Source organism: Burkholderia sp. F1, assembly GCF_050813845.1.
Lineage (GTDB): Bacteria > Pseudomonadota > Gammaproteobacteria > Burkholderiales > Burkholderiaceae > Burkholderia > Burkholderia ubonensis.
Window position 1 is genome coordinate 2334852 of sequence record NZ_CP172421.1, and the last position, 23644, is coordinate 2358495.

Sequence of the window (23644 nt, forward strand, 5' to 3'; positions counted from 1 at the left end):
GACGGATGCTGGGACGGACGCGCCGCTCAGAACGGCAGCTTGAAGCCCGGCGGCAGCGGCAGGCCGGCCGTCATGCCGCTCATCTTTTCCTGCGACGTCGCTTCGGCCTTGCGCACGGCGTCGTTGAACGCGGCTGCAACGAGATCCTCGAGCATGTCCTTGTCGTCCGCGAGCAGGCTCGGGTCGATCGACACGCGGCGCACTTCGTTGCGGCAGGTCATCGTCACCTTGACGAGGCCCGCGCCCGACTGCCCTTCGACCTCGACCTGCGCAAGCTGCTCCTGCATCTTCTTCATGTTTTCCTGCATTTGCTGCGCTTGCTTCATCAGTCCGGCGATGTTGCCTTTCAACATGGGAATACTCCTTCTTGATCGTGTGAAAACCGGCACGCGGCGCGTGCCGGCAATGTGCATGGGCGTGATTGTGCCTGTCGCTGCACGGTCCGTTCAATGCAGCGTCGGCGACGCGCCGTCCGCCGATACGGCGATATCCGCGAGCGGTCGCACCGAGCCGTCGACGATGCGTGCGTCGAAGTCGCGCACGAGCTGCTGGACGAACGGATCCGTGTGGATCTCCTGCTCCGCCTCGCGCTGGCGCGCCGCACGCGCGGCCGCGTCGAGCGCCGCCGCGGTGCGCCGCGCGGGCCCGACCTCGACGGCGACGTCGACCGGCTTGCCGAGCGCATCCGCGAGCGCGGCCTTCAGTTTCGCGACCTGCGCCGCATCCGCGTACTGCGGCACCGGCACGGACAGCTTGAGCGTCGTCGCGTCGACCGCCGTCAGCTCGCTGTTGAACGCGAGCTGGTACGCGACGCCCTTCAGCGGCAGCCGCGCGGCCAGCGCCGGCCACTCGCCGTCGAAACCGATCGGATCGAGCGCGATGGCGGGCGGCAGCGGGCGCGTATCGACCGGCGCGGACGCGGCCGGCTTCGGCGCGACGCGCACGTCGTCCGGCCCGCTGTCGAACACCGGCACGAAGCCGTCGTCGGGCGGGCCGCCGAACATCTCGTCCGCGCTGAGCGGCACGTACTCGTCCGGCGGAATGTCTTCCCACGGCGGCGGCGCCTGACGCGTATCGGCCTGCGGCGCGCGCGCCGCGGCGCGCGGCGTCGGCACCTGCACCGCGGGACGCGGCGCAGCCGGCTTCGCGGCAGCCGGCGCGGCCGGTTTCGCCTCCGTGCCGGCGCGCGAGCGATCGGTCGACACGCGCATGCCGGCGTTGCGCAGCACATCGAGCGCCGCGGCGGCGCCACCCGAGCGGGCAGCCGAACGCGGGGCAGCTTCCGTCGACGCGGCGCGCTGCGGGGATTCGGCCGGCGCGGCATCCGCCGCATCGGTACGAGATTCGGATTCTGCCGGCGGTGCGGGCGGATCGTTCTTCACGGCTGCGGCGGGCGCAGCCGCGCGCGCGTCGGCTGCCGCGACCGGTTGAGCCGCAGCGGTTGCTGCGGGAGCCTCGGTTGTCGCGGGAGCGGCAGGCGGCTCGCTTGCGCGTTCGCCGGGTTGCGCAGACACATCGACAGCCGGTCGCGCGACCGGCGCGACCGGCGTGTCAGACGCCGTAGCTACCGCCGGCTTGCGCGTCGCCTCGGCGGGCGCTGCCGGCGCCGGCTTCGCGGCCGACACAACCGCACGCGGCCCCGGCACGGCGCGCGGCGCCGAAGGCTGGCCGACCGGCGCACCGCCGGCAGCGCCGGCCGCCGGCTCGAACGCGAGCATCCGCAGCAGCGTCATCGTGAAGCCCGCGTACTCGTCGGGCGCGAGGCCCAGTTCCGCGCGCCCGACCGTCGCAATCTGGTAGAACAGCTGCACCTGCTCAGGGCTCAGCGCCTGCGCGAACCGGCGCAGGTCGGCCGCTTCCGGCCATTCGTCGAGCACCGAGCCCGGCGCGAACTGCGCCCACGCGATCCGGTGCAACAGGCTGGCGAGATCCTGCAAGGCGGTCGAGAACGACAGGCTGCGCAGCGACATTTCGTCGGCGATCGCAAGAATTTCGGTGCCGTCGCCGGCCGCGAGCGCGTCGAGCAGGCGCACCATGTAGGTCTGGTCGAGCGCGCCGAGCATCCCCGACACGGCCGTTTCCGTCACTTCGTTCGCCGAATAGGCGATCGCCTGGTCGGTCAGCGACAGCGCATCGCGCATGCTGCCCTGCGCCGCTCGTGCGAGCAAACGCAGCGCCTGCGGCTCGAACGTGATCTGCTCTTCGCCGAGGATGCGCTCGAGATGCGACACGATGTGCCCGGCCGGCATCTGCTTGAGGTTGAACTGCAGGCAGCGCGACAGCACCGTGACGGGAATCTTCTGCGGGTCGGTCGTCGCGAGGATGAACTTGACGTGCGGCGGCGGCTCCTCGAGCGTCTTCAGCATTGCGTTGAACGCGTGGTTCGTCAGCATGTGCACTTCGTCGATCATGTAGACCTTGAAGCGCGCATCGACGGGCGCGTACACCGCGCGCTCGAGCAGCGCGGCCATTTCGTCGACGCCGCGGTTGCTCGCGGCGTCCATTTCGACGTAGTCGACGAAGCGGCCTTCGTCGATCTCGCGGCACGCGCGGCACACGCCGCACGGCTGCGACGTCACGCCGGTTTCACAGTTGAGCGCCTTCGCGAAGATCCGCGACAGCGTCGTCTTGCCGACGCCGCGGGTGCCCGTAAACAGATAGGCGTGATGCAAACGCCCGCCGTCGAGCGCGTGCGTGAGCGCCCTGACGACGTGCTCCTGGCCGACGAGCGAAGCGAAATCCTTCGGACGCCACTTGCGTGCGAGAACTTGATAGGTCATCCGGAAATTGTATCAGCAACGCTGCATCGCGCCGACACGCGAAACGGTACGGGACACGGATGCGAAAACGTGGGAAGCGCGTGGAAAGCGTCGAGAGCGGAAATAAAAAACGCCCTGCGAACGGGGCGAGAAGGAAGGTGACGAGCCCGACCCTCGGCACTGGCGGAAAACGGCTGTGGCTGCTTCGTTCCCGACCTGACCAGGTTCACCGGCCCACCATGCGAGGAGGCCCGTCACGTCGCATTCTATCACCGCTTTGCGCCGAATGCGACCGTTATTCGAACGAATATGCGAAAGCAGGCGCACGCAATTGCAGGCACGTGCAACACGCGCGTGCAACAGGCGCGACCGCCCTCTTGTATTTTGCGCGCCGGCCTCCACATGCGCGATGCAACCGTCTTCGGCGTCCGTGCCCCTACTCGCGAAGCGGCTACTATCGCCGTCAACAGCGGATAGCAATTTAGGCTAATATGACGCCCGAATGACCCGCGAGCCGCGGTACGCAGCGCTTACGCCCTTCCTTTCCGGAGTGCGGAGCTACCTGCCGCAGCGGCCAGCCGCCCGCCGGGCGGCCGGCGCGCCGAAAGGCGCCATGCAGGCAGTCCCCGAACCGAAAGAGGTATTGACCAAATGAGCGAACAGATCAAACACATCAGCGACGCATCGTTCGAACAGGACGTCGTCAAATCCGACAAGCCGGTGCTCGTCGATTTCTGGGCCGAATGGTGCGGCCCGTGCAAGATGATTGCCCCGATCCTCGACGAAGTCGCGAAGGACTACGGCGACAAGCTGCAGATCGCGAAGATCAACGTCGACGACAACCAGGCGACGCCCGCGAAGTTCGGCGTGCGCGGCATCCCGACGCTGATCCTCTTCAAGAACGGCGCGGCTGCCGCGCAGAAGGTCGGCGCGCTGTCGAAGTCGCAGCTGACCGCGTTCCTGGACAGCCACCTGTAATAATACCGGCAGGTTCGCGGACGTGTTGTCAACCGGCAACACGTCCGCCGCCAAGCCGCCGATCGGCTGCTCAAGCGCGAATCGGCATATGCTAGAATTAAAAAACGTCTACAAGACGCATTTAAGTCTCTGAGCGATTCCGCTCGCCCTCCTCCCTTTTTTCTTTCGTCGCTTCTCTTCCCTGGCGGGATTCCCGTATGCATTTATCCGAGCTCAAGTCTCTGCACGTGTCCGAATTGATCGAGATGGCCAACGGCCTGGAGATCGAAAACGCGAACCGCCTGCGCAAGCAGGAGTTGATGTTCGCCATTCTCAAAAAGCGCGCCAAGACGGGAGAGACGATCTTCGGCGACGGCACGCTCGAAGTGCTGCCGGACGGCTTCGGCTTCCTGCGCTCGCCGGAAATGTCGTACCTCGCGAGCACCGACGACATCTACATCAGCCCGTCGCAGATTCGCCGCTTCAACCTGCACACCGGCGATACGATCGAAGGCGAAGTCCGCACGCCGAAGGACGGCGAGCGCTACTTCGCGCTCGTCAAGGTCGACAAAGTCAACGGGCAGCCGCCCGAGGCCTCGAAACACAAGATCATGTTCGAGAACCTCACGCCGCTGCACCCGAACAAGCCGCTGTCGCTCGAGCGCGAAATGCGCGGCGAAGAGAACGTCACGGGCCGCATCATCGACATGATCGCGCCGATCGGCAAGGGCCAGCGCGGCCTGCTCGTCGCGTCGCCGAAGTCGGGCAAGACCGTGATGCTCCAGCACATCGCGCACGCGATCAAGCAGAACCACCCGGACGTGATCCTGTTCGTGCTGCTGATCGACGAGCGCCCTGAAGAAGTGACCGAAATGCAGCGCTCCGTCGCGGGCGAAGTGATCGCGTCGACGTTCGACGAACCGGCCACGCGCCACGTTCAGGTCGCCGAAATGGTGATCGAGAAGGCCAAGCGCCTCGTCGAAATGAAGCACGACGTCGTGATCCTGCTCGACTCGATCACGCGTCTCGCGCGCGCGTACAACACCGTGATCCCGGCATCGGGCAAGGTGCTGACGGGCGGTGTCGACGCGAACGCGCTGCAGCGCCCGAAGCGCTTCTTCGGTGCTGCGCGCAACATCGAGGAAGGCGGCTCGCTGACGATCATCGGCACCGCGCTGATCGAAACCGGCAGCCGCATGGACGACGTGATCTACGAAGAGTTCAAGGGCACCGGCAACATGGAAGTGCACCTCGAGCGCCGCCTCGCGGAAAAGCGCGTCTACCCGTCGATCAACCTGAACAAGTCGGGCACGCGCCGCGAGGAAATGCTGATCAAGCCCGAGATCCTGCAGAAGATCTGGGTGCTGCGCAAATTCATCCACGACATGGACGAAGTCGAGGCAATGGAATTCCTGCTCGACAAGATCCGCCAGACGAAGAGCAACTCCGAGTTCTTCGACCTGATGCGCCGCGGCGGCTGATCGCCCCGGCAGCGGATACGACGGCCGCCCGCGCGTTGCGCCCGGCGGCCGTTTTTTCGCGCCAACCTGAACGTGAACGTACACGTTGATCTATAATCCATCCCGTCGCCCCAACCCGCCGCCCCCGCCCCGATGACGACCGACACCCCACCCCGCTGCTGACCGTGAGCGACGCCGCCGCGCGGCTCGGCGTCACGCCGCGCACGCTCAAGTACTACGAGGAGCGCGGGCTCGTCACGCCGTCGCGCAGCGAAGGCCGCTATCGTCTCTACGACGAAGCCGACCTCGAGCGCTTCGCGCGGATCCTGCGCCTGCGCGCGCTCGGCTTCTCGCTGCAGGGCATCACCGAGATGCTCAAGCGTCCGCTGGAAGAGACGGACGACGGCCGGCGCCGCTACTCCGACGCGTCGCTGCGGGACATCCGCACCGGTCTCGCGGAACAGATCGGCACGCTGGACCGGCGCATCGCGGCGGTCCAGCGCGAGCTGAAGGAAGCGATGGCGCTGCGCAAGGAACTGCAGCGCGACATCGACTACGTCGAGCGGCGCCTCGCCGGCGAAAGTGCTGATGCGCTGATCGCGCAGCGGCGGGCCGAGGCAAGCGAGCGCCGGTCGCGCAAGAGCCGCGCATGAACGCGACGCCGGGCCGCCCGCCACTGTGGAGCCGCGCGAGCCTGCGCGCCGACCTGTTCCCGTGGGCGCTCGCGCTCGTCACCGGCATCGACTATTTCGACAATGCGACGTTCTCGTTCTTCGCCAGCTACATCGCGGGCGGCATCAACGCGTCGCCGGACGAGCTCGTGTGGTCGTCGAGCGCTTACGCGGTCGCGGCCGTGCTCGGCATCCTCCAGCAGCAATGGTGGATCGACCGCCTCGGGCATCGCCGCTACGTCGCCGGCTGCATGCTGATGTTCTCGTTCGGCGCGATCGCGTCCGCGCTCGCCGATACGTCGCTCGAGCTCGCGTCCGCGCGCGGCTTCCAGGGCTATTTCATCGGGCCGATGATGGGCGCGTGCCGGATCCTGATCCAGATCAGCTTCACGCCGCAGGAACGGCCACCCGCGACGCGCGCGTTCCTGATCATGATCCTGCTCGGCAGCGCGCTCGCGCCGATCGCCGGCGGCCTGCTCGTCGCGCATTCGACGTGGCGCGCACTGTTCGCGTGCACCGCGCCCGCGGGCATCGCATTCGCGATCCTCGCGCTGCTGACGCTGCCCGACACCGGCAACCTGCCCGACGACGAACGCGGCACCGGGCATTTCTGGCCGTACGTCGTGTTCGCGCTCGCGCAGGGCGCGCTGCAGGTCGTGATGCAGCAGGTGCGGTACCAGCTCTACAGCGGCTCGCCGATGCTGATCCTGCTGACGGTCGCGGGCCTCGGCGCGCTCGCGTGGTTCGCGCATCACCAGTGGCACCACCCGACGCCGCTCGTGCGCCTGCACGCGTTCCGCCAGCGGACCTTCCAGGTCGGGCTGCTGCTCTACATGTTCTATTACTACGAGTCGACCGGCTTCAGCTACCTGACCTCCCGCTTTCTCGAATCGGGGCTCGGCTACCCGGTCGAGAACGCCGGACGCCTCGTCGGTACGATGTCGCTGATCTCCGCGACCGCGCTGTTCTCATACCTGCGCTACGCGAAGCTGATCACGCACAAGAAATGGATCATCGTGCCCGGCTTCGCGGTCGCCGCGTTCGCCGCGCTGTGGATGACCCGCATGACGCCGCAGGTCGGCGAAGCCGCGCTGATCGTGCCGCTGCTGCTGCGCGGCCTGCTGCTGCTGTTCATCGTGCTGCCGGTCGCGAACCTGACGTTCCGGATCTTCGCGATCGACGAATACACGCACGGCTACCGGCTCAAGAACATCGCCCGCCAGCTGACGATCTCGTTCGCAACCGCGTCGGTGATCATCGTCGAGCAGCATCGGCAGGCCGTGCACCAGACGCGGCTCGTCGAGCGCGTGAACGTGTTCGACCCGCTGTTCCAGCAGACGGTCGACACGCTGACCCGCAGCTACGCGGCCGCCGGCCATGCGTCGGGCGACGCGCACGCGCTCGCGATCTCGTCGATCGCGCGGATGGTCGCGCAGCAGGCGTCGTTCCTGTCGTCGCTCGACGGGTTCTATTTCCTCGCCGGCATCGCGATATGCGGCGGGATCTTCGCCGCATGGCAAAAAGACATCGATTGAGTTAAAAAACAGGCTTTGGAATCCCGTTGCCGTCTCCATGTTTTCGAAACTCACCCGCTGGCTCGACCATCGCCGCCGCGACCGCGCGCTGCGCAGCCACCCGATCCCCGACGCGCTGTGGCGGGACACCGTCGCGCGACTGCCGTTCCTCGACTACCTGTCGCCTGACGACCTCGGCCGGCTGCGCGAGCTGACGAGCCTGTTCCTCGCGCGGAAATCGTTTTCGACGGCGCACGACCTCGAGCTGACCGACGAGATGATCGTCAGCATCTCCGTGCAAGCCTGCCTGCCCGTGCTCAACCTCGACCTGTCGCTGTACGACGGCTGGAGCGACATCGTCCTGTACCCGGGCGGATTCCTGATCCGCAAGACCGTGCAGGACGAGGACGGCGTCGTCCACGAAGTCGAGGAGGAAGCGAGCGGCGAGTCGTGGGAAGGCGGCCAGCTGTTCCTGTCGTGGGAAGACGCGCAGATCACCGACGGCCACAGCGCGTACAACCCGGTGATTCACGAGTTCGCGCACAAGATCGACTCGATCAACGGCTGGGCCGACGGCTATCCGCCCCTTTTTCGCCGCTGGCATGCGCCGCATCTTGACGCGCGGGCGTGGGCCGACGTGTTCGAGAACGCGTACGACCACTTCTGCGCGCGCGTCGACGCGGTGCCGGATCGCGCGTGGGCCCGCTTCGAGCGGGATTCGGTCATCGATCCCTATGCGGCCGACCACCCGTCGGAATTCTTTGCCGTATGCAGCGAGGCGCTGTTCGTGCGGCCACGCGCGTTCGAGGCCGAATTCCCGGAGCTCTACCGGCTGCTTGCCCGCTACTACCGGCAGGATCCGGCCCAAACCGGCGCGCTCGACGCGCGCTGAAAATTAATCGTCAACCGTCTGATTTTCTGGCATAATCGCCGTTTTTCGACCTTAGGCAAGTGGCTCGCGCCGGGCTTGACGCCAGCCGACACGCGCAATTCGCGCGGTTCGGAGCGGCAAGCGGCGGGTTGGCTACCGCTCTCACCAAGGAAAATCATGAAACCTGGCATTCACCCGGATTACCGCGAAGTCGTCTTCCAAGACATGTCGAACGGCTTCAAGTTCATCACGCGCTCGACGATCCAGACGCGCGAAACCATCGACTTCGAAGGCAAGACCTACCCGCTCGCCAAGATCGAAGTGTCGTCGGAATCGCACTCGTTCTACACCGGCCAGCAGAAGATCATGGACACGGCCGGCCGCGTCGAGAAGTTCAAGAACAAGTTCGGTTCGCGCGCCAGCGGCAAGGTCGCGAAGTAAGCTTCGCGCCGCATCCGGTGACCGCAACGCACCGGTACCGCACCAAAGGGCAGCCCAGGCTGCCCTTTTTCGTCTCTGCTCGCCCGAGCGCCGTCGGCCGGCGCCCGGGCGCAACCGCTGACGCGCAACGGCCGGCGCGTCTACAATGCCGGATGCTCAAAACCGGTGCGCCGCGCGGCATCGCGCGAGCCGCGCCCAGAACAAATCGTCCATCTGCATGAAGCCTGTCGTTCGTCTCACCGCCTCTGCCACGCGCGCGCTGCCGCGCTGGCTGCTGCTCACGCTCTGCCTCGTCTATGCGGCGTTCGGCCTGTTCGGCCGAGACCCGTGGAAAAACGAGGACGCGGCGGGCTTCGGCGTAATGTGGACGATGGCCACGGGCGGCTGGCACGACTGGCTGCTGCCGAATCTCGTCGGCAAGTTCATCACGACCGATGGACCGCTCGGCTACTGGCTCGGCGCGCTGTCGATCCGGGCGCTCGCGCCGTGGGTCGACGCGAGCAACGCGTCGCGGCTCGACACCGGCATCCTGTTCTGCGTCGCCTGCGCGTTCGTCTGGTACGCCGCGTATCTGCTCGGCCGGCGCGCCGAAGTCCAGCCGTTCAAGTACGCGTTCGGCGGCGAGCCCGAGCCGCGCGACTACGGCCGCACGCTCGCCGACGGCGCGCTGCTGATCCTGCTCGCCTGCTTCGGCCTCGCGGAGCGCGGACACGAAACGACGCCGCAGCTCGCGCAGTTCGCGTGGATCGCGATGCTCGTCTACGGGCTCGTGCGCGGCGTCGACAAGCCGCTGCAGGGCGCGCTGTGGTGGGGCGCGGCGATCGGCCTCGTCTGCCTGTCCGGCAACCCGGTGCTCGTCGTCGCGCTCGTCGTCGGCACCGCCGTGCTGTGGCTCGTCACGCCCGAGATGCGCAGCCTGCACCTGCCCGCGATCGGCGTACCCCTCGCCGCCGCGATCATCGCGCTGTGGGTGTTCGCCGCGCTCGCCGCGGCGCCGGACGACGCCGCATGGTTCTTCGATCAGTGGGTGCGCGGCAGCCTGATGCGCTTTTCCGGCCCGCCGACCGCCGTGCTGATGTACGCGGCAAAGAACCTGCCGATCTTCGCGTGGCCCGCGTGGCCGCTCGCGATCTGGGCGTGGTGGAGCTGGGCCGGCCTGCGCCGGCGCACGCACATCGCGATTCCGCTGTCGGTCGTCGTGCCGCTCGTCGCGCTCGTGATCCTGCAGAGCCAGCAGTCGAACCGCATGTACATGCTGCTGCTGCCGCCGCTCGCGGTGCTCGCGACGTTCGCGCTGCCGACGCTGAAGCGCGGCGCGATCAACGCGATCGACTGGTTCGCGGTGCTGAGCTTCACGATCCTCGGCAGCTTCGTGTGGCTCGTCTGGCTGGCGTCGATGACCGGCTTCCCGCACCCGCTCGCACGCAACCTCGCGCGGCTCCTGCCCGGCTACGAGCCGCACTTCAAGGTGCTGTCGTTCGTCTGCGCGGTCGCGGTGACAGTCTGCTGGTTCCTGCTCGCGAGGTGGCGCGTGTCGCGTCAGCCGAAGGTGCTGTGGCGCAGCGTCGTGCTGTCGGGCGCCGGCACCACGCTGATGTGGGTGCTGCTGATGACGCTGTGGCTGCCGATCGTCAACTACGGCCGGACCTATCGCGACGTCGCGCAGCAAATCGCCGTGCACCTGCCGTCCGATTACGAATGCATTTCGCCGGTGCGGCTCGGCGACGCGCAGATCGCGACGTTCGCCTATTTCGGCAACATGCACTTCGATTACTCCGGCGACTGCGACGTGATCCTGCGCCAGGACCGTGCCGATTTCGGCGAACCGAGCTCGATGTCGCAGTACGTGTGGCGTCTCGTCTGGGAAGGCCGCCGCGTTGCCGACCGCGACGAGCGCTTCCGCCTCTACGAGCGCATCGAGCGGCCGAAGACGCCGGTCAAGCGCCGGCCACCGCGCCGCCAGGCGGACGATTGACGATGCTGGCCGACATCCGTCGGATCATCGGCCTCGCGTGGCCGGTGCTCGTCGGCCAGCTCGCGATCATTGCGTTCGGCGTGACCGACACCGCGATGGTCGGCCGCTTCTCCGCCATCGATCTCGCCGCGCTCGGGCTCGGCGCATCGATCTACCTGTCGATCTTCATCGGCCTGACGGGCATCCTGTCCGCGCTGCAGCCGATCACCGGCCAGTTGTACGGCGCGCGGCGCTACGCCGAGATCGGCGAGGAAGTCCGCCAGGCGCTGTGGCTCGCCGCGCTGCTCGCGGTGCCCGGCTTCCTGCTGCTGCATTTCCCCGAACCGCTGCTGCGCCTCGCGCACGCACCCGCCGCGCTGCACGAGCGCACCGTCGCCTATCTGCGCCTCCTGTCGTTCGGGCTGCCGGCGAGCCTCATGTTCCGGATCTACGGCGCGCTCACCAACGCGGCCGGCAAGCCCCGCCTCGCGATGGTCCTGCAGATCGGTGCGCTCGCGCTCAAGTTTCCCCTGAACGTCTGGTTCATCTTCGGCGGGCTTGGCGTGCCGGCGCTCGGCGGCCCGGGGTGCGGGCTCGCGAGCACGGTGATCAACTGGGCGCTCGCGCTGGTCGGCTTCACGCTGCTCGCGAAGCTCGACGTGTTCGCGCCGCTCGCGATCTTCTCGCGCTTCTGCTGGCCGGTCTGGGCGCGCCAGAAGGCGATCCTGAAGCTCGGCGTGCCGATGGGCCTGTCGTACCTGATCGAGGTCACGTCCTTCACCTGCATGGCGCTCTTCATCGCGCAGTTCGGCACGACGACGCTCGCCGGGCACCAGATCGCCGCCAACATCAGTGGCGTGCTGTACATGACGCCGCTGTCGATCGGCGTCGCTACGTCAACGCTCGTCGCCCGGGCGCTCGGCGCCGGGCAGCCCGACGAAGCCCGGCTGCTCGGCCGGCACGGCGTGACGCTCGCGTGCGGGATCGCTGCGCTGTATGGCCTGCTGGTGTTCGCGCTGCGCCCGCTGATCGTCGGCGGCTACACGCCGAACCCGGCAGTCGCCGCGGCCGCGATGCCGCTCGTCGCGATCGTCACCTGCTATCACTTCTTCGACGCGCTGCAGGTCACGTCCGCGTTCGCGCTGCGCGCGTACAAGGTCGCGGTCGTGCCGACCGTCATCTACGCGGTCGCGCTGTGGGGCGTCGGGCTCGGCGGCGGCTACCTGCTCGGCTTCGACGTCGGCGGCTACTCGCCTGCGTGGCTGACCGGCGCGCGCGGCTTCTGGTTCGCGAACACGATGAGCCTGATGCTGGCGGCCGCCGGGCTCGCGCTGTACCTGCGGCACGTGAGCCGCGCACCGGCGCCCTCGCCCGAGCCCGCCTGAAAGCGCGCATGACGGGCACGCACATCCCGCGTCAGGCGGCCTGCGCTCCTGCCTCGCCGTCGCGCCGCCGGAACACCTCGTGCGCGGCAAACAGCGCATTCAGCGCGGCCGGAAACCCCGCGTAGACGGCCATCTGCATGAACACTTCGACAATCTCGTCGCGCGTGCAGCCGACGTTCAGCGCCGCCTCGATATGCACCTTGAGTTGCGGCTGCGCGTTGCCCAGCGCGGCGAGCGCGGCAATCGTCGCGATCTCGCGCGCCCTCAGGTCGAGCTGCGGCCGGCTGTAGATGTCGCCGAAGCCGAATTCGACCAGCAGCCGGCCGAAATCCGGCGCGATCGGCGCGAGCGCCGCGATCACTCGCTCGCCCACGTCGCCGTCGATTTCCTTCAGTTTGTTCCAGCCGCGCGTGTAGCGGTCGTCAGCGAGTCGTTCCATTGCATGTGCCCTGTTCCGGTTGTGGGGATGTCGCCTGTCGCCCCGCATCGCGCTCCGCCGTCTCGTAATAGGCGATCTTCTCGCCGATCACGTCGAGGCTCGCCTGCAGCTCCGCGATATGCGCGCGCACCGCATCGCGATGCGCGACCAGCAGTTCGCGGCGCGCGCCGAGCGTCGGCTCGCCGCGTGCACGCAATGCGGCGAAGCGCTGCATTTGCGCGATCGGCATGCCGGTCGCCTTCAGTCGCATCACGAAGCGCAGCCAGTCGAGGTCGGCCGGCGCGTACAGCCGGTGCCCGGCCGGCGTGCGCGCGATCGCGCGCAGCAGGCCCGCCTGCTCGTAGTAGCGCAACGTGTGCGCCGACACGCCCATCAGTTCGGCAACCTGACCGATCGTCAGGGCGCGTGCGGCGGAAGTCTTCGATACGGTTGACATGACAGACAGGCTCAAGGTTAGGACTTAGAGTTCACTCTAAGTCAATGCTCTGTCGACGGCCAGCGCAACGTGAGCGGCGATTCCGTCAAACATCGTCAAAACCGCGCTTCGGCGGGACCTGCGCCCTTTACAGCAGCGCAAGCGTTCAGCAAGATTCCGGCAGCCTGTCTTAAAAAGGGCACGCACTTGTCCTATGCTTAACGGCAACGCCCGGCCCCGCGCCGCCCGCCGTCCGTTGCAACAGCCATTCATCCGTTCGAACCAGGGAGCCTTTGCCATGCTGAAAAAGCTGCTGATGCTGTTCGTCGCGCTATCGCTGTCGCTGACCGCGGCCTTCGCCGCGGCGGTCGAAGTCAACACGGCCGACCAGGCCGCGCTCGAGTCCGTCAAGGGTCTCGGGCCCGTGAAGTCGAAGGCGATCATCGACGAGCGCACCAAGAACGGCCCGTTCAAGGATGCTGACGATCTCGCGAACCGCGTGAAGGGCCTCGGCACGAAGTCGGTCGCGCATCTCGAGGAAAACGGCCTGACGATCGGCGGCTCGTCGACGCCGCCGAAAGGCGTGAAGGCGTCGAAGTCCGCCGCGACGGCGGGCACGACGGCGCCTGCGACGAAGCCAGCCGCAACGCCGGGCACGATGGCTCCGGCCACGACAGGCGCCACGACGACCACCGCGTCGGCGCCGGCCGCGAGCGCGCCGGAAGCGGCGTCGAAGCCGGCCAAGGCAAAACGCGCGTCGAAGAAGGACAAGGCCGCAGTGGCCGCCGGCGCATCGGCGCCGGTCGCGGACGCAAGCGCGCCGGCCGACGCGTCGTCCGCGAAGGCAACGAAGGGTTCCAAGAAGAAAGGCAAGAAAGACAAGGCCGCCTCCGCCGCCGCGGCGTCGGGCGCCTGATGCGCGCCGCGCGCGCAGCAATGCGCGCGCGGCTTCGTTCCACGGGCGCCGCCGTCGCGGCGCCGTTTCATTGAAGGTGAAGAATCATGGGTCTACTCGACATCGTCGGCGGTCTGCTCGGCGGCCAGGCCGGCGGCAATTCGCAAAGCGCGCTGCTGTCGGCGGCGCTCGAATTCGTCAACAACCAGCCGGGCGGCCTGAACGGCCTGATCGAGAAGTTCAAGGCCGGCGGCGCCGGCGACATCATCGGCTCGTGGGTCGGCACCGGCGAGAACCAGCCGATCTCGGCCGACACGCTGCAGAACGTGCTCGGCTCCGACGCGGTCGGTGCGCTGGCGAGCAAGTTCGGTGTCGATCCGGCGCAGGCGTCGGGCATCCTCGCACAGGTGCTGCCGCACATCGTCAACCATGCGACGCCGAACGGCGAAGTGCCGGCCGACGGCCAGGTCGACACGGCGAACGTGCTCGGCACGCTGACGCAGCTCGCGGGCCTGTTCGGCGGCAACAAGCAGGCGTGAGCCTGAGCCGGCAGTTGCACGCCGGATGAAAAAACACCCCGCCTCGCGGCGGGGTGTTTGCTTTTGGCGACCCGGCATCCCGCGCCGGGTCCGCACCGAGACTCGCGCGCTCAGTGGACGACGCGATCGAACACGAACGTGCCGTCCCGGACGTCGACCGGAATCACGTCCTTCGGACCGAAACGGCCCGCGAGGATCAGCTTCGCGACCGGGTTCTCGATCTCCTGCTGGATCGCGCGCTTGAGCGGCCGCGCGCCGAACAGCGGATCGTAGCCGACCTTGCCGATCTGCTCGAGCGCCGCTTCCGACACGTCGAGCGCCATGTCGAGCTTCGCGAGCCGGTCGTGCAGGCGGGCGAGCTGGATCTTCGCGATCGACTGGATGTTGCTGCGGTCGAGCGCATGGAACACGACGACGTCGTCGATCCGGTTCAGGAACTCGGGGCGGAAATGCTGCTTCACCTCGAGCCACACCGCGTCCTTGATCTCTTCCTGCGGCGAACCGGTCATCGCCTGGATCACCTGCGAGCCGAGGTTCGACGTCATCACGATCACCGTGTTCTTGAAGTCGACCGTGCGGCCCTGCCCGTCCGTCATCCGGCCGTCGTCGAGCACCTGCAGCAGCACGTTGAACACATCCGGATGCGCCTTCTCGATCTCGTCGAGCAGGATCACGCTGTACGGCTTGCGGCGCACGGCTTCCGTCAGGTAGCCGCCTTCCTCGTAGCCGACATAGCCCGGCGGCGCGCCGATCAGCCGCGCGACGCTGTGCTTCTCCATGAACTCGCTCATGTCGATGCGGATCAGGTGCTCTTCCGAGTCGAACAGGAACGCCGCGAGCGCCTTGCACAGCTCGGTCTTGCCGACGCCCGTCGGGCCGAGGAACAGGAACGAGCCGTACGGGCGGTTCGGATCGGCGAGACCCGCGCGCGAACGGCGGATCGCATCGGCAACCGCGTCGATCGCCTCGTTCTGGCCGACCACGCGCTCGTGCAGCTTCTCCTCGATGTGCAGCAGCTTCTCACGCTCGCCCTGCATCATCCGCGCCACCGGAATGCCGGTGGCGCGCGACACGACTTCCGCGATTTCCTCCGCGCCGACCTGCGTGCGCAGCAGACGCGGACGCGTCGGGTTGTGCTGCTCCCGCTCTTCGGCCTGCGTGACCTGCTTCAACTGCGCATCGAGCTGCGGCAGCTTGCCGTACTGCAGCTCAGCGACCTTCTCGAGCTTGCCTTCACGCTGCAGGCGCGCGATGTCGGCGCGCACCTTCTCGATCTCTTCCTTGAGCTGCGCGCTGCCCTGCACCGCGGCCTTCTCGGCGGTCCAGATCTCCTCGAGGTCCGAGTATTCGCGGCCGAGCCGTTCGATTTCTTCCTCGATCAGCTGCAGGCGCTTTTGCGACGCTTCGTCCTGCTCCTTCTTCACGGCCTCGCGCTCGATCTTCAGCTGGATCAGCCGGCGGTCGAGCTTGTCCATCTCTTCGGGCTTCGAATCGATTTCCATCTTGATCTTCGACGCCGCCTCGTCGATCAGGTCGATCGCCTTGTCCGGCAGGAAGCGGTCGGTGATGTAGCGATGCGACAGCTCGGCCGCGGCGACGATCGCCGGGTCGGTGATGTCGACGCCGTGGTGCAGCTCGTACTTCTCCTGCAGCCCGCGCAGGATCGCGATCGTCGCCTCGACGCTCGGCTCGTCGACGAGCACCTTCTGGAAGCGGCGCTCGAGCGCGGCGTCCTTCTCGATGTACTTGCGGTATTCGTCGAGCGTGGTCGCGCCGATGCAGTGCAGCTCGCCTCGCGACAGCGCCGGCTTCAGCATGTTGCCCGCATCCAGCGCGCCTTCGGCCTTGCCCGCGCCGACCATCGTGTGGATTTCGTCGATGAAGACGATCGTCTGGCCTTCGTCCTTCGCGATGTCGTTGAGCACCGCCTTCAGGCGCTCCTCGAATTCGCCGCGATACTTCGCACCGGCGAGCAGCGCCGCCATGTCGAGCGACAGCACGCGCTTGCCCTTCAGCGTCTCCGGCACCTCGCCGTTGACGATCCGCTGCGCGAGCCCTTCGACGATCGCGGTCTTGCCGACGCCCGGCTCGCCGATCAGCACCGGGTTGTTCTTGGTGCGGCGCTGCAGGATCTGGATCGAGCGGCGGATTTCGTCGTCACGGCCGATCACCGGATCGAGCTTGCCCGCGCGGGCGCGCTCGGTCAGGTCGACCGTGTATTTCTTCAGCGCCTCGCGCTGGCTTTCCGCGTCCTGGCTGTGCACCTGCGAGCCGCCGCGCACCGCGGCGATCGCGGCTTCGAGCGCCTTGCGCGTCAGGCCGTGCTGGCGCGCGAGCCGGCCGACCTCGCCCTTGTCGTCGGCGGCCGCGAGCAGGAACATCTCGCTCGCGATGAACGTGTCGTTGAGCTTCTGCGCTTCCTTGTCCGCCTGGTTCAGCAGGCCGACCAGCTCGCGGCCGAGCTGGATGTCGCCGCCCGTGCCCGTCACTTGCGGCAGGCGCGAGATCGCCTCGTTCAGCGCGCCTTGCAGCGCCTGTACGTGAACGCCCGCGCGCGACATCAGCGAGCGCGCCGAGCCGTCCTGCTGCGCGATCAGCGCGGCCAGCACGTGAGCCGGTTCGATGTATTGATTGTCGCGGCCAGCCGCGAGGCTTTGCGCATCCGCCAGCGCTTCCTGGAATTTGGTGGTGAGCTTGTCGATTCTCATTTGGTAGAGACCTCCAATTTTCGATTAACACCCAAATGAGGATCGTTATGCGGCTTTCAAGCGGATTCCTGTTGATTCAGCACAAAAGTGTTCGTGGACCGGCGCAATCTGCGAACGGGCGGCCCGCAGTGCGTGGCGCACGCGTCAGCTGGCGAGCGGCGACGGCTCGGCGGGCGCTGCCGCGTCCCGCACGAAGGCGATCGGCTTGACGCCGAGCAGCGCCGCGAGCGGCGACGCAGGCTGCGCGAGCTCGCCGAGCGTGTGCCGGTCGAGCTCCGCGAAGAACGCGTCGCGCGCCGCCGCCAGCACGCCCTTCAGGCGGCACTGCGGCTCGATGACGCACGCGCGCGACGATTCTCCGCCGGCAAAGCAGCCGACCAGCGCGAAATCGTTCTCGGTCTCGCGCACGACCTGGCCCACCGTCAGCCGCGCCGAGTGCGGGAACAGCCGCAGCCCGCCGTTGCGGCCGCGGACGGTATCGACCCAGCCGAGCTCGCCGAGGCGCTGCACGACCTTCATCAGATGGTTCTTCGAGATGCCGTAGGCGTCCGAAATCTCCTGGATCGTCGCGAGCCCCTCGCCGCGCACGGCGAGGTACAGCATGACTCTCAGCGAGTAGTCGGTGTAGTCGGTCAGTCTCATGGATGAAAGCGGTGTTTGATGATCGTGCGCTGATTACGCGCGCCCCGGTTGCCGGGACGGCCGGCGCGCAATAAGATGCGGGGCATCAGCACGTTTATCGAGGGGTTGGCCGACGTTATTGTGCGTCAAAATCATGCCGGCGTCCCGCCCTTCGCCCGGCCCCTTTATCGTCATGACCGCCACGCCTACCCCGCCCGACGCCGCATCGAACCGGCCCCGCGACACGGAACCCACTGAAGACAACATCCGCGCGCTCGTCTACGCGTTCTACGACCGCGTGCGCGCCGATCCGCTGCTCGGGCCCGTGTTCGACGGCAAGCTGGCCGGCCGCTGGGACGAGCACCTGCCGAAGATGGTGACCTTCTGGTCGAGCCTCGTGCTCGGCACCAAGGGCTATCGCGGCAACGTGCAGCAGGCGCACCAGCCGCTCGACGGCCTCGAGCCCGTGCATTTCAGCCGCTGGCTGGCGCTGTTCCTGAATACGGTCGAAGCGCGCTACACGCCGCCCGCGGCGGTCCGCTTCATGGAGCCGGCGCTGCGGATCGCGCAAAGCCTGCAGTTGAGCCGCTTCGGCTGGGATTACCAGATTCCGCCCGAACAGCAGGCGCTGCTCGACGCGGTCGCGCCGCGCCGCCGCGACGATCCCGATCACCTGCCGTCGCGCTCGCGCGGCGAGCCGTTCCCGGCGAAGATCATCGGGCGCGGTTCGTCAGAGGATTGAGCCACGCGGAGCAGCCGCGCGGAGCTGCCCACGTGACGCTTTGACGCAGGCTCCGTCCCGCCGCGACGCAGTGACGCGGCCCCTGCGTGGCCCGCGCGCAACGCCCGCCGGCGACCGGTGGGCCCCTTCCTTACCGTGAGCCGCGCTCAGCGCGGTGCGTTGCCCGATTCGACGCCCCAGCGCGCGAGCGCGGCGTCGTCGGTGCTGCGGGCATCCACCCAGCGCTCGCCGTCAGACGTCGTTTCCTTCTTCCAGAACGGCGCCTGGGTCTTCAGGTAGTCCATCACGAACTCGCACGACGCGAACGCGTCGCCGCGGTGCGCGGCAACCGTCGCGACCAGCACGATCTGGTCGAGCGGGTAAAGCTTGCCGACCCGGTGCACGATCGCGACGTCGATGCCCGGCCAGCGCCGGCACGCGTCGGCGGCGATCTGCTCGAGCGCCTTCTCGGTCATCCCCGGATAGTGCTCGAGCTCCATCGCGGCGACCGAATCGCCGTCGTTCAGGTCGCGCACCGTGCCGACGAAGCAGGCAATCGCGCCAATCTTCGGATTGCGCGCGCGCAGCGCCGCCACCTCGGCATTCAGGTCGAAATCGTCGGCCTGGACTCGCACCGTTGCCATCGCGCCTCCTCAGCCGCCCGTCACCGGCGGAAAGAACGCGACCTCGCAGCCGTCGGTGATCCGCGTGCCGGCGTCGGTCATTTCGTGATTGCAGGCCATGCGCAGCGCGCGGCCTTCCGCGAGCGTGTCGGCCCACGCGCCGCCGCGCATGCGCAACCACGCGCGCACGTCGCCGACGGTCGTCACGCCGTCCGGCACATCGACCTGCTCGTCGGCGACGCCCAGCGCCTCACGGACGCTCGCAAAAAATTTCAGTTGAATCTTCATGTCGAAAGGCGCGGCCCCGTCAGGACAGCAGTTCGGAAAACGGCAGGAAGCGGACGGTCTCGCCCGCGCTGATCGCATGGTGCGGCGGATTGTCGATCAGGCCGTCGCCCCACACCGTCGACGTCAGCACCGCCGAGCTCTGGTTCGGGAACAGGTCGAGGCCGCCCGCCGAATTGATGCGCGCGCGCAGGAATTCGTTGCGCCGGTCGGACTTGCCCTGCGTGAAGTCGGCGCGCAGCGACAGCGCCCGCGGCGCGACGTCGCGCACGCCGGACAGGCGCAGCAGGAACGGCCGGACGAACAGCAGGAACGTGACGAAGCTCGACACCGGATTGCCGGGCAGCCCGATGAAATGCGCGTCGGGCCGGCTGTCGCCGCGCCGGATCGCGCCGAACGCGAGCGGCTTGCCGGGCTTCATCGCGATCTGCCACAGCGCGAGCCGGCCTTCGGCCTCGACCGCGGGCTTCACGTGGTCCTCGTCGCCGACCGACACGCCGCCGCTCGTGAGGATCACGTCGTGGTCGCGTGCGGCCTCGCGCAGCGTATCGCGGGTCGCGGCGAGCGAATCGGGCACGATCCCGTAATCGGTCACGTGGCAGCCGAGCCGTTCGAGCAGCCCGCGCAGCGTGAAGCGGTTCGAGTTGTAGATCGCGCCCGGCTTGAGCGGCTCGCCGGGCATCGTCAGCTCGTCGCCGGTGAAGAACACCGCAACCTTGATCCGCCGCGCGACCGACAGCTGCGCGCAGCCGACCGACGCGGCCAGCCCGAGCGCCTGCGGCGTCAGCCGGGCGCCGGCGGGCAGGATCACCGCGCCGCGCCGGATGTCGGCGCCTTGCGCGGTGATCCATTCGCCGGGCTTCGGCGTATGCAGGATCTCGACCGCGTCGCCGTCGGCTTCGGTCTGCTCCTGCATCACGACCGCGTCGGCGCCGGGCGGCACCGTCGCGCCGGTGAAGATGCGCGCCGCCGTGCCGGCGGCGAGCGGCGCGGCCGGATGACCGGCCGGAATGCGCTGCGACACCGGCAGGCGCCGGTCGCCGTGCAACAGGTCGGCAACGCGCACCGCGTAGCCGTCCATCGCGCTGGTGTGCATCGGCGGCACGTCGAGCGGCGATTCGACGTCGGCGGCCAGCACGCGCCCCAGCGCGTCGAGGGTGGCGACGGATTCGGCGCCGGGCAGCGGCGCCGCGGCGTCGAGCAGCGCGCCGAGCGCTTCGGCGGTCGACAGCATCGGCGCGCGCGGCGCCGCGGGATTCGGATGCGACATCGATTGAATCGGGGATCGTTGGGTGCAATACATCATTGTAGCGACGCCGCCGCGCCGGCGCGCGATATGGCGGGCATGCGGGAACTGTGATCGGCGCGGATGCGCGGCACTGGCGCTTGTTGCGCGCGGCGCGTGGCGGCAGGCCCGACCGGGCGGGCAGCCGGGCCGGACCTGCCGCCAGGCGCCGCCAGGCAAAACGGCCGGAACCCCGATCCGTTCGACGAATCGGCGTTCCGGCCGTCCGGCGTTGCCGGGTGCGCGGCCCGGCAGCGCGTCACGCGCCCGTATGCGCGGCGATGAAGTCCTTGACCTGCTGCGCGTCGGCCTTCACGACCTCGAAGCGCTGCGGCAGCGCCTCCAGCCCGTCGAACGCGGCCGGCCGCTCCGGCTCCCGATCGAGCGCTTCGCGGATCGTCTCGCCGAACTTGATCGGCTGCGCCGTCTCGAGCACCACCATCGGCACGCCCGCATCGAGATGCTCGCGTGCGACCTTCACGCCGTCGGCGGTATGCGTATCGATCGTCGTCGCATAGCGCGCGAACACGTCGCGGATCGTCGCGATCCGGTCCGTATGGTTGCTGCTGCCCGACACGAACCCGAATTCCGCGACGCGCGCGAAATCGCCGCTTGCCGTCAGGTCGAAGCCGCCCTTTTCCTCGACGTCGCGGAACAGCTGCATCACGCGCGCCGGATCGCGGCCGAGCAGGTCGAACACGAAGCGCTCGAAGTTCGACGCCTTCGAGATGTCCATGCTCGGGCTGCTCGTGTGGTACGTCTGCTCGGCGCTGCGCACGCGGTATGCGCCGGTGCGGAAGAACTCGTCGAGCACGTCGTTCTCGTTGGTCGCGACGACGAGCTTTGCGATCGGCAGGCCCATCATCCGCGCGATGTGGCCCGCGCACACGTTGCCGAAGTTGCCCGACGGCACCGTGAACGACACGCGCTCGTCGTTGCTCGTCGTCGCGGCGAAGTAGCCCTTGAAGTAGTAGACGACCTGCGCGACGACGCGCGCCCAGTTGATCGAGTTGACCGTGCCGATCTTGTGCTGCGCCTTGTACGCGTGATCGTTGGACACGGCCTTCACGATGTCCTGGCAGTCATCGAACACGCCCTCGACCGCGAGGTTGAAGATGTTCGGATCCTGCAGGCTGAACATCTGGGCCGTCTGGAACGCGCTCATCTTCTTGTGCGGCGACAGCATGAACACGCGCACGCCGGCCTTGCCGCGCATCGCGTACTCGGCCGCGCTGCCGGTGTCGCCCGACGTCGCGCCGAGGATGTTCAGCGCTTTGCCGTGCTTCGCGAGCGTGTACTCGAACAGGTTGCCGAGCAGCTGCATCGCCATGTCCTTGAACGCGAGCGTCGGGCCGTTCGACAGCTCGAGCAGCGAGATCGGCGCGCCGTTCTCGGTGCCGAGCGTCTTCAGCGGCGTGATGTCGGCCGCGTTCTCGCCGTGGCGCGTATTGCGATAGACATCGGCGGTGTAGGTGCGGCGCGTGATCGCGCGCAGGTCGTCGGCCGGGATGTCGTCGCTGAACTTCGACAGGATCTCGAACGCGAGATCCGCATACGGCAGCGTGCGCCAGCGCGCGAGCTCGTCGGCGGACACCTTCGGGTACTCGGCCGGCAGGTAGAGTCCGCCGTCCTTCGCGAGGCCGCCGAGCAGGATGTCGGAGAACGTGTGGCGCTCGCCGATGCCGGCGCCGCGCGTGGAGATGTAATTCATGTGTTCCGCCTCAGTCCTCAGTTCAGCGCTTCCATGCGCAGCTTCGTCACCTTCGAGACGACCGTCGCGAGATCCTCGATCCGCGCGATCGCCGCGTTCACGTTCTTCTCGATGGTCACGTGCGTGATCAGGATGATGTCGGTCTCGCCGTTCGCGTCGTCGACCTGCTCCGACTCCTTCTGCAGCAGCGCGTCGATCGAGATGCCCGACTCGGCGAGGATGCGCGTGATGTCCGCGAGCACGCCGGTCTGGTCGGCGACGCGCAGGCGCAGGTAGTAGCCGCTCGTCACTTCCTCGATCGGCAGGATCGGCGTGTTCGACAGGCTGTCCGGCTGGAACGCGAGATGCGGCACGCGATGCTCGGGGTCGGCCGTGTGCAGGCGCGTGACGTCGACGAGATCCGCGACGACCGCCGACGCGGTCGGCTCCGCGCCCGCGCCCTTGCCGTAGTACAGCGTCGTGCCGACCGCATCGCCGTGCACGACGACCGCGTTCATCGCGCCCTCGACGTTCGCGAGCAGGCGCTTCTCGGGAATCAGCGTCGGGTGCACGCGCAGCTCGATGCCGTTTTCGGCGCGGCGCGTGATGCCGAGCAGCTTGATCCGGTAGCCGAGCTCTTCCGCGTAGCGGATGTCGGTCGCGTCGAGCTTGCTGATGCCTTCGACGTACGCGCGGTCGAACTGCACCGGCACGCCGAACGCGATCGCGCTCATGATCGTCGCCTTGTGCGCGGCGTCGATGCCCTCGATGTCGAAGGTCGGGTCGGCTTCCGCGTAGCCGAGCTCCTGCGCGGCCTTCAGCGCGGTCGCGAAATCGAGGCCGCGGTCGCGCATTTCCGACAGGATGTAGTTGGTCGTGCCGTTGATGATGCCGGCGATGTACTGGATGCGGTTCGCGGTCAGGCCTTCGCGCAGCGCCTTGATGATCGGGATGCCGCCGGCGACGGCCGCCTCGAACGCGACCATCACGCCCTTCTCGCGCGCCGCCTCGAAGATCTCGGTGCCGTGCACCGCGAGCAGCGCCTTGTTCGCGGTCACGACGTGCTTGCCGTTCGCGATCGCGCGCAGCACGAGCTCGCGCGCGACGCCGGTGCCGCCGATCATCTCGGCGATGATCGCGATCGACGGATCGTCGACGACCGCGTTGAAGTCATCGGTGATCCGCGCGCTGCCGGCATCGCCGCCGAGCGCGGCCTGGGCCTTGGCCGGGTTGCGCACCGCGATGCGGGCCACCTCGATGCCGCGCCCCGCGCGTCGCTTGATTTCTTCCTGGTTGCGGCGCAGCACCTTGAAGGTGCCGCTGCCTACCGTGCCGAAGCCCAACAGGCCAACTTTGATCGGTTCCATGCTGCGTGTGATCGTGAGTAAAAGTTAAAAACGGATGGCGCGGT

22 protein-coding genes and 1 other RNA gene are annotated in these 23644 nt (G+C 67.9%); 11 read left to right on the forward strand and 12 right to left on the reverse strand.

From position 1 onward, the window contains the following. Positions 1-26 precede the first annotated feature (26 nt). The 3 genes from ACFIMZ_RS10980 to ffs form a co-directional block, all read right to left on the reverse strand. Positions 27-353 (reverse strand): YbaB/EbfC family nucleoid-associated protein, encoded by a 327-nt coding sequence (locus ACFIMZ_RS10980; RefSeq protein ID WP_431819542.1) that lies wholly within the window; start codon positions 351-353, stop codon positions 27-29. Positions 354-446: 93 nt separating this feature from the next. Beyond that, positions 447-2780: a DNA polymerase III subunit gamma/tau gene (dnaX, locus tag ACFIMZ_RS10985; RefSeq protein WP_431819543.1), complete on the reverse strand. Its 2334-nt coding sequence runs from the start codon at positions 2778-2780 to the stop codon at positions 447-449. A 136-nt stretch (positions 2781-2916) separates the two neighbouring features. Beyond that, positions 2917-3015, reverse strand: an RNA gene (gene ffs, locus ACFIMZ_RS10990) — signal recognition particle sRNA small type. A 395-nt stretch (positions 3016-3410) separates the two neighbouring features. Here ffs and trxA point away from each other — a divergent pair. The 8 genes from trxA (at position 3411) to ACFIMZ_RS11030 (ending at position 12012) form a co-directional block, all read left to right on the forward strand. After that, a complete protein-coding gene (gene trxA / locus ACFIMZ_RS10995) occupies positions 3411-3737 on the forward strand; it encodes a thioredoxin TrxA (RefSeq protein ID WP_006402348.1) in 327 nt (108 codons plus the stop codon). A 197-nt stretch (positions 3738-3934) separates the two neighbouring features. Further along, positions 3935-5197: a transcription termination factor Rho gene (gene rho / locus ACFIMZ_RS11000; protein WP_006478662.1), complete on the forward strand. Its 1263-nt coding sequence runs from the start codon at positions 3935-3937 to the stop codon at positions 5195-5197. Between the two features lie 95 nt (positions 5198-5292). Continuing rightward, positions 5293-5829 carry a MerR family transcriptional regulator gene (locus ACFIMZ_RS11005; protein WP_431822480.1) on the forward strand — a complete coding sequence of 179 codons (537 nt, stop codon included), beginning with the start codon at positions 5293-5295 and terminating at the stop codon, positions 5827-5829. Next, entirely contained in the window at positions 5826-7382 is a 1557-nt protein-coding gene (locus ACFIMZ_RS11010) for an MFS transporter (RefSeq protein ID WP_431819544.1), read from the forward strand. The genes ACFIMZ_RS11005 and ACFIMZ_RS11010 overlap by 4 nt, the downstream gene beginning before the upstream one ends. A 37-nt stretch (positions 7383-7419) precedes the next feature. Further along, positions 7420-8253, forward strand: a complete 834-nt coding sequence (locus ACFIMZ_RS11015) for a zinc-dependent peptidase (protein ID WP_431819545.1) — start codon at positions 7420-7422, stop codon at positions 8251-8253. A gap of 156 nt (positions 8254-8409) precedes the next feature. After that, positions 8410-8673 carry a type B 50S ribosomal protein L31 gene (locus ACFIMZ_RS11020; protein WP_010092226.1) on the forward strand — a complete coding sequence of 88 codons (264 nt, stop codon included), beginning with the start codon at positions 8410-8412 and terminating at the stop codon, positions 8671-8673. Between the two features lie 145 nt (positions 8674-8818). Continuing rightward, the gene (locus ACFIMZ_RS11025) at positions 8819-10648 is read left to right on the forward strand and encodes an ArnT family glycosyltransferase (protein WP_431819546.1); all 1830 of its coding nucleotides are present in this window, start codon (positions 8819-8821) and stop codon (positions 10646-10648) included. Positions 10649-10650: 2 nt separating this feature from the next. Then, positions 10651-12012, forward strand: coding sequence for an MATE family efflux transporter (locus tag ACFIMZ_RS11030; RefSeq protein ID WP_431819547.1), 1362 nt, complete (start codon positions 10651-10653; stop codon positions 12010-12012). Between the two features lie 31 nt (positions 12013-12043). Here ACFIMZ_RS11030 and ACFIMZ_RS11035 read toward each other — a convergent pair whose 3' ends face one another. Then, positions 12044-12451 carry a carboxymuconolactone decarboxylase family protein gene (locus ACFIMZ_RS11035; RefSeq protein ID WP_431819548.1) on the reverse strand — a complete coding sequence of 136 codons (408 nt, stop codon included), beginning with the start codon at positions 12449-12451 and terminating at the stop codon, positions 12044-12046. After that, positions 12435-12887, reverse strand: a complete 453-nt coding sequence (locus ACFIMZ_RS11040; protein WP_431819549.1) for a MerR family transcriptional regulator — start codon at positions 12885-12887, stop codon at positions 12435-12437. The genes ACFIMZ_RS11035 and ACFIMZ_RS11040 overlap by 17 nt, the downstream gene beginning before the upstream one ends. Before the next feature lie 277 nt (positions 12888-13164). Between ACFIMZ_RS11040 and ACFIMZ_RS11045 the strand changes: the two genes are divergently transcribed. Together ACFIMZ_RS11045 and ACFIMZ_RS11050 are read left to right on the forward strand one after the other, a co-directional pair. Then, on the forward strand, positions 13165-13782 hold the full coding sequence (locus ACFIMZ_RS11045; RefSeq protein WP_431819550.1) for a ComEA family DNA-binding protein: 618 nt from the start codon (positions 13165-13167) through the stop codon (positions 13780-13782). An 86-nt stretch (positions 13783-13868) separates the two neighbouring features. Continuing rightward, entirely contained in the window at positions 13869-14300 is a 432-nt protein-coding gene (locus ACFIMZ_RS11050) for a YidB family protein (RefSeq protein ID WP_431819551.1), read from the forward strand. A 110-nt stretch (positions 14301-14410) separates the two neighbouring features. On the opposite strand, the gene clpB is transcribed toward ACFIMZ_RS11050, so the two are convergent. Together clpB and ACFIMZ_RS11060 are read right to left on the reverse strand one after the other, a co-directional pair. Continuing rightward, positions 14411-17008 carry an ATP-dependent chaperone ClpB gene (gene clpB, locus ACFIMZ_RS11055; protein WP_431819552.1) on the reverse strand — a complete coding sequence of 866 codons (2598 nt, stop codon included), beginning with the start codon at positions 17006-17008 and terminating at the stop codon, positions 14411-14413. A 144-nt stretch (positions 17009-17152) separates the two neighbouring features. Further along, positions 17153-17650 carry an Rrf2 family transcriptional regulator gene (locus ACFIMZ_RS11060; RefSeq protein ID WP_431819553.1) on the reverse strand — a complete coding sequence of 166 codons (498 nt, stop codon included), beginning with the start codon at positions 17648-17650 and terminating at the stop codon, positions 17153-17155. 172 nt (positions 17651-17822) lie between these two features. Here ACFIMZ_RS11060 and ACFIMZ_RS11065 point away from each other — a divergent pair, with 172 nt between their 5' ends. Continuing rightward, the gene (locus ACFIMZ_RS11065) at positions 17823-18371 is read left to right on the forward strand and encodes a group III truncated hemoglobin (protein ID WP_431819554.1); all 549 of its coding nucleotides are present in this window, start codon (positions 17823-17825) and stop codon (positions 18369-18371) included. 146 nt (positions 18372-18517) lie between these two features. Here ACFIMZ_RS11065 and moaE read toward each other — a convergent pair whose 3' ends face one another. The 5 genes from moaE to ACFIMZ_RS11090 form a co-directional block, all read right to left on the reverse strand. Continuing rightward, complete coding sequence (gene moaE / locus ACFIMZ_RS11070; RefSeq protein ID WP_431819555.1) at positions 18518-18994, reverse strand: molybdopterin synthase catalytic subunit MoaE; 477 nt, start codon at positions 18992-18994, stop codon at positions 18518-18520. A gap of 9 nt (positions 18995-19003) precedes the next feature. Continuing rightward, positions 19004-19261 (reverse strand): molybdopterin converting factor subunit 1, encoded by a 258-nt coding sequence (gene moaD / locus ACFIMZ_RS11075; protein WP_431819556.1) that lies wholly within the window; start codon positions 19259-19261, stop codon positions 19004-19006. Positions 19262-19280: 19 nt separating this feature from the next. Then, a complete protein-coding gene (locus ACFIMZ_RS11080; RefSeq protein ID WP_431819557.1) occupies positions 19281-20528 on the reverse strand; it encodes a molybdopterin molybdotransferase MoeA in 1248 nt (415 codons plus the stop codon). Positions 20529-20802: 274 nt separating this feature from the next. Next, positions 20803-22254, reverse strand: coding sequence for a threonine synthase (gene thrC / locus ACFIMZ_RS11085; protein ID WP_431819558.1), 1452 nt, complete (start codon positions 22252-22254; stop codon positions 20803-20805). Between the two features lie 17 nt (positions 22255-22271). Further along, on the reverse strand, positions 22272-23600 hold the full coding sequence (locus ACFIMZ_RS11090; protein WP_431819559.1) for a homoserine dehydrogenase: 1329 nt from the start codon (positions 23598-23600) through the stop codon (positions 22272-22274). Positions 23601-23644 lie beyond the last annotated feature (44 nt).

What these genes read in the sequence shown, in the direction of transcription:
- ACFIMZ_RS11080 (WP_431819557.1), bottom strand. Translation starts at nt 20,528, where the DNA reads ATGTCGCATCCGAATCCCGCGGCGCCGCGCGCGCCGATGCTGTCGACC.
- ACFIMZ_RS11045 (WP_431819550.1), top strand. Translation starts at nt 13,165, where the DNA reads ATGCTGAAAAAGCTGCTGATGCTGTTCGTCGCGCTATCGCTGTCGCTG.
- ACFIMZ_RS11065 (WP_431819554.1), top strand. Translation starts at nt 17,823, where the DNA reads ATGACCGCCACGCCTACCCCGCCCGACGCCGCATCGAACCGGCCCCGC.
- ACFIMZ_RS11060 (WP_431819553.1), bottom strand. Translation starts at nt 17,650, where the DNA reads ATGAGACTGACCGACTACACCGACTACTCGCTGAGAGTCATGCTGTAC.
- rho (WP_006478662.1), top strand. Translation starts at nt 3,935, where the DNA reads ATGCATTTATCCGAGCTCAAGTCTCTGCACGTGTCCGAATTGATCGAG.
- dnaX (WP_431819543.1), bottom strand. Translation starts at nt 2,780, where the DNA reads ATGACCTATCAAGTTCTCGCACGCAAGTGGCGTCCGAAGGATTTCGCT.
- ACFIMZ_RS10980 (WP_431819542.1), bottom strand. Translation starts at nt 353, where the DNA reads ATGTTGAAAGGCAACATCGCCGGACTGATGAAGCAAGCGCAGCAAATG.
- clpB (WP_431819552.1), bottom strand. Translation starts at nt 17,008, where the DNA reads ATGAGAATCGACAAGCTCACCACCAAATTCCAGGAAGCGCTGGCGGAT.
- ACFIMZ_RS11035 (WP_431819548.1), bottom strand. Translation starts at nt 12,451, where the DNA reads ATGGAACGACTCGCTGACGACCGCTACACGCGCGGCTGGAACAAACTG.
- thrC (WP_431819558.1), bottom strand. Translation starts at nt 22,254, where the DNA reads ATGAATTACATCTCCACGCGCGGCGCCGGCATCGGCGAGCGCCACACG.
- ACFIMZ_RS11025 (WP_431819546.1), top strand. Translation starts at nt 8,819, where the DNA reads ATGCCGGATGCTCAAAACCGGTGCGCCGCGCGGCATCGCGCGAGCCGC.
- ACFIMZ_RS11020 (WP_010092226.1), top strand. Translation starts at nt 8,410, where the DNA reads ATGAAACCTGGCATTCACCCGGATTACCGCGAAGTCGTCTTCCAAGAC.
- moaD (WP_431819556.1), bottom strand. Translation starts at nt 19,261, where the DNA reads ATGAAGATTCAACTGAAATTTTTTGCGAGCGTCCGTGAGGCGCTGGGC.
- ACFIMZ_RS11090 (WP_431819559.1), bottom strand. Translation starts at nt 23,600, where the DNA reads ATGGAACCGATCAAAGTTGGCCTGTTGGGCTTCGGCACGGTAGGCAGC.
- ACFIMZ_RS11050 (WP_431819551.1), top strand. Translation starts at nt 13,869, where the DNA reads ATGGGTCTACTCGACATCGTCGGCGGTCTGCTCGGCGGCCAGGCCGGC.
- ACFIMZ_RS11010 (WP_431819544.1), top strand. Translation starts at nt 5,826, where the DNA reads ATGAACGCGACGCCGGGCCGCCCGCCACTGTGGAGCCGCGCGAGCCTG.
- ACFIMZ_RS11015 (WP_431819545.1), top strand. Translation starts at nt 7,420, where the DNA reads ATGTTTTCGAAACTCACCCGCTGGCTCGACCATCGCCGCCGCGACCGC.
- ACFIMZ_RS11040 (WP_431819549.1), bottom strand. Translation starts at nt 12,887, where the DNA reads ATGTCAACCGTATCGAAGACTTCCGCCGCACGCGCCCTGACGATCGGT.
- trxA (WP_006402348.1), top strand. Translation starts at nt 3,411, where the DNA reads ATGAGCGAACAGATCAAACACATCAGCGACGCATCGTTCGAACAGGAC.
- ACFIMZ_RS11030 (WP_431819547.1), top strand. Translation starts at nt 10,651, where the DNA reads ATGCTGGCCGACATCCGTCGGATCATCGGCCTCGCGTGGCCGGTGCTC.
- moaE (WP_431819555.1), bottom strand. Translation starts at nt 18,994, where the DNA reads ATGGCAACGGTGCGAGTCCAGGCCGACGATTTCGACCTGAATGCCGAG.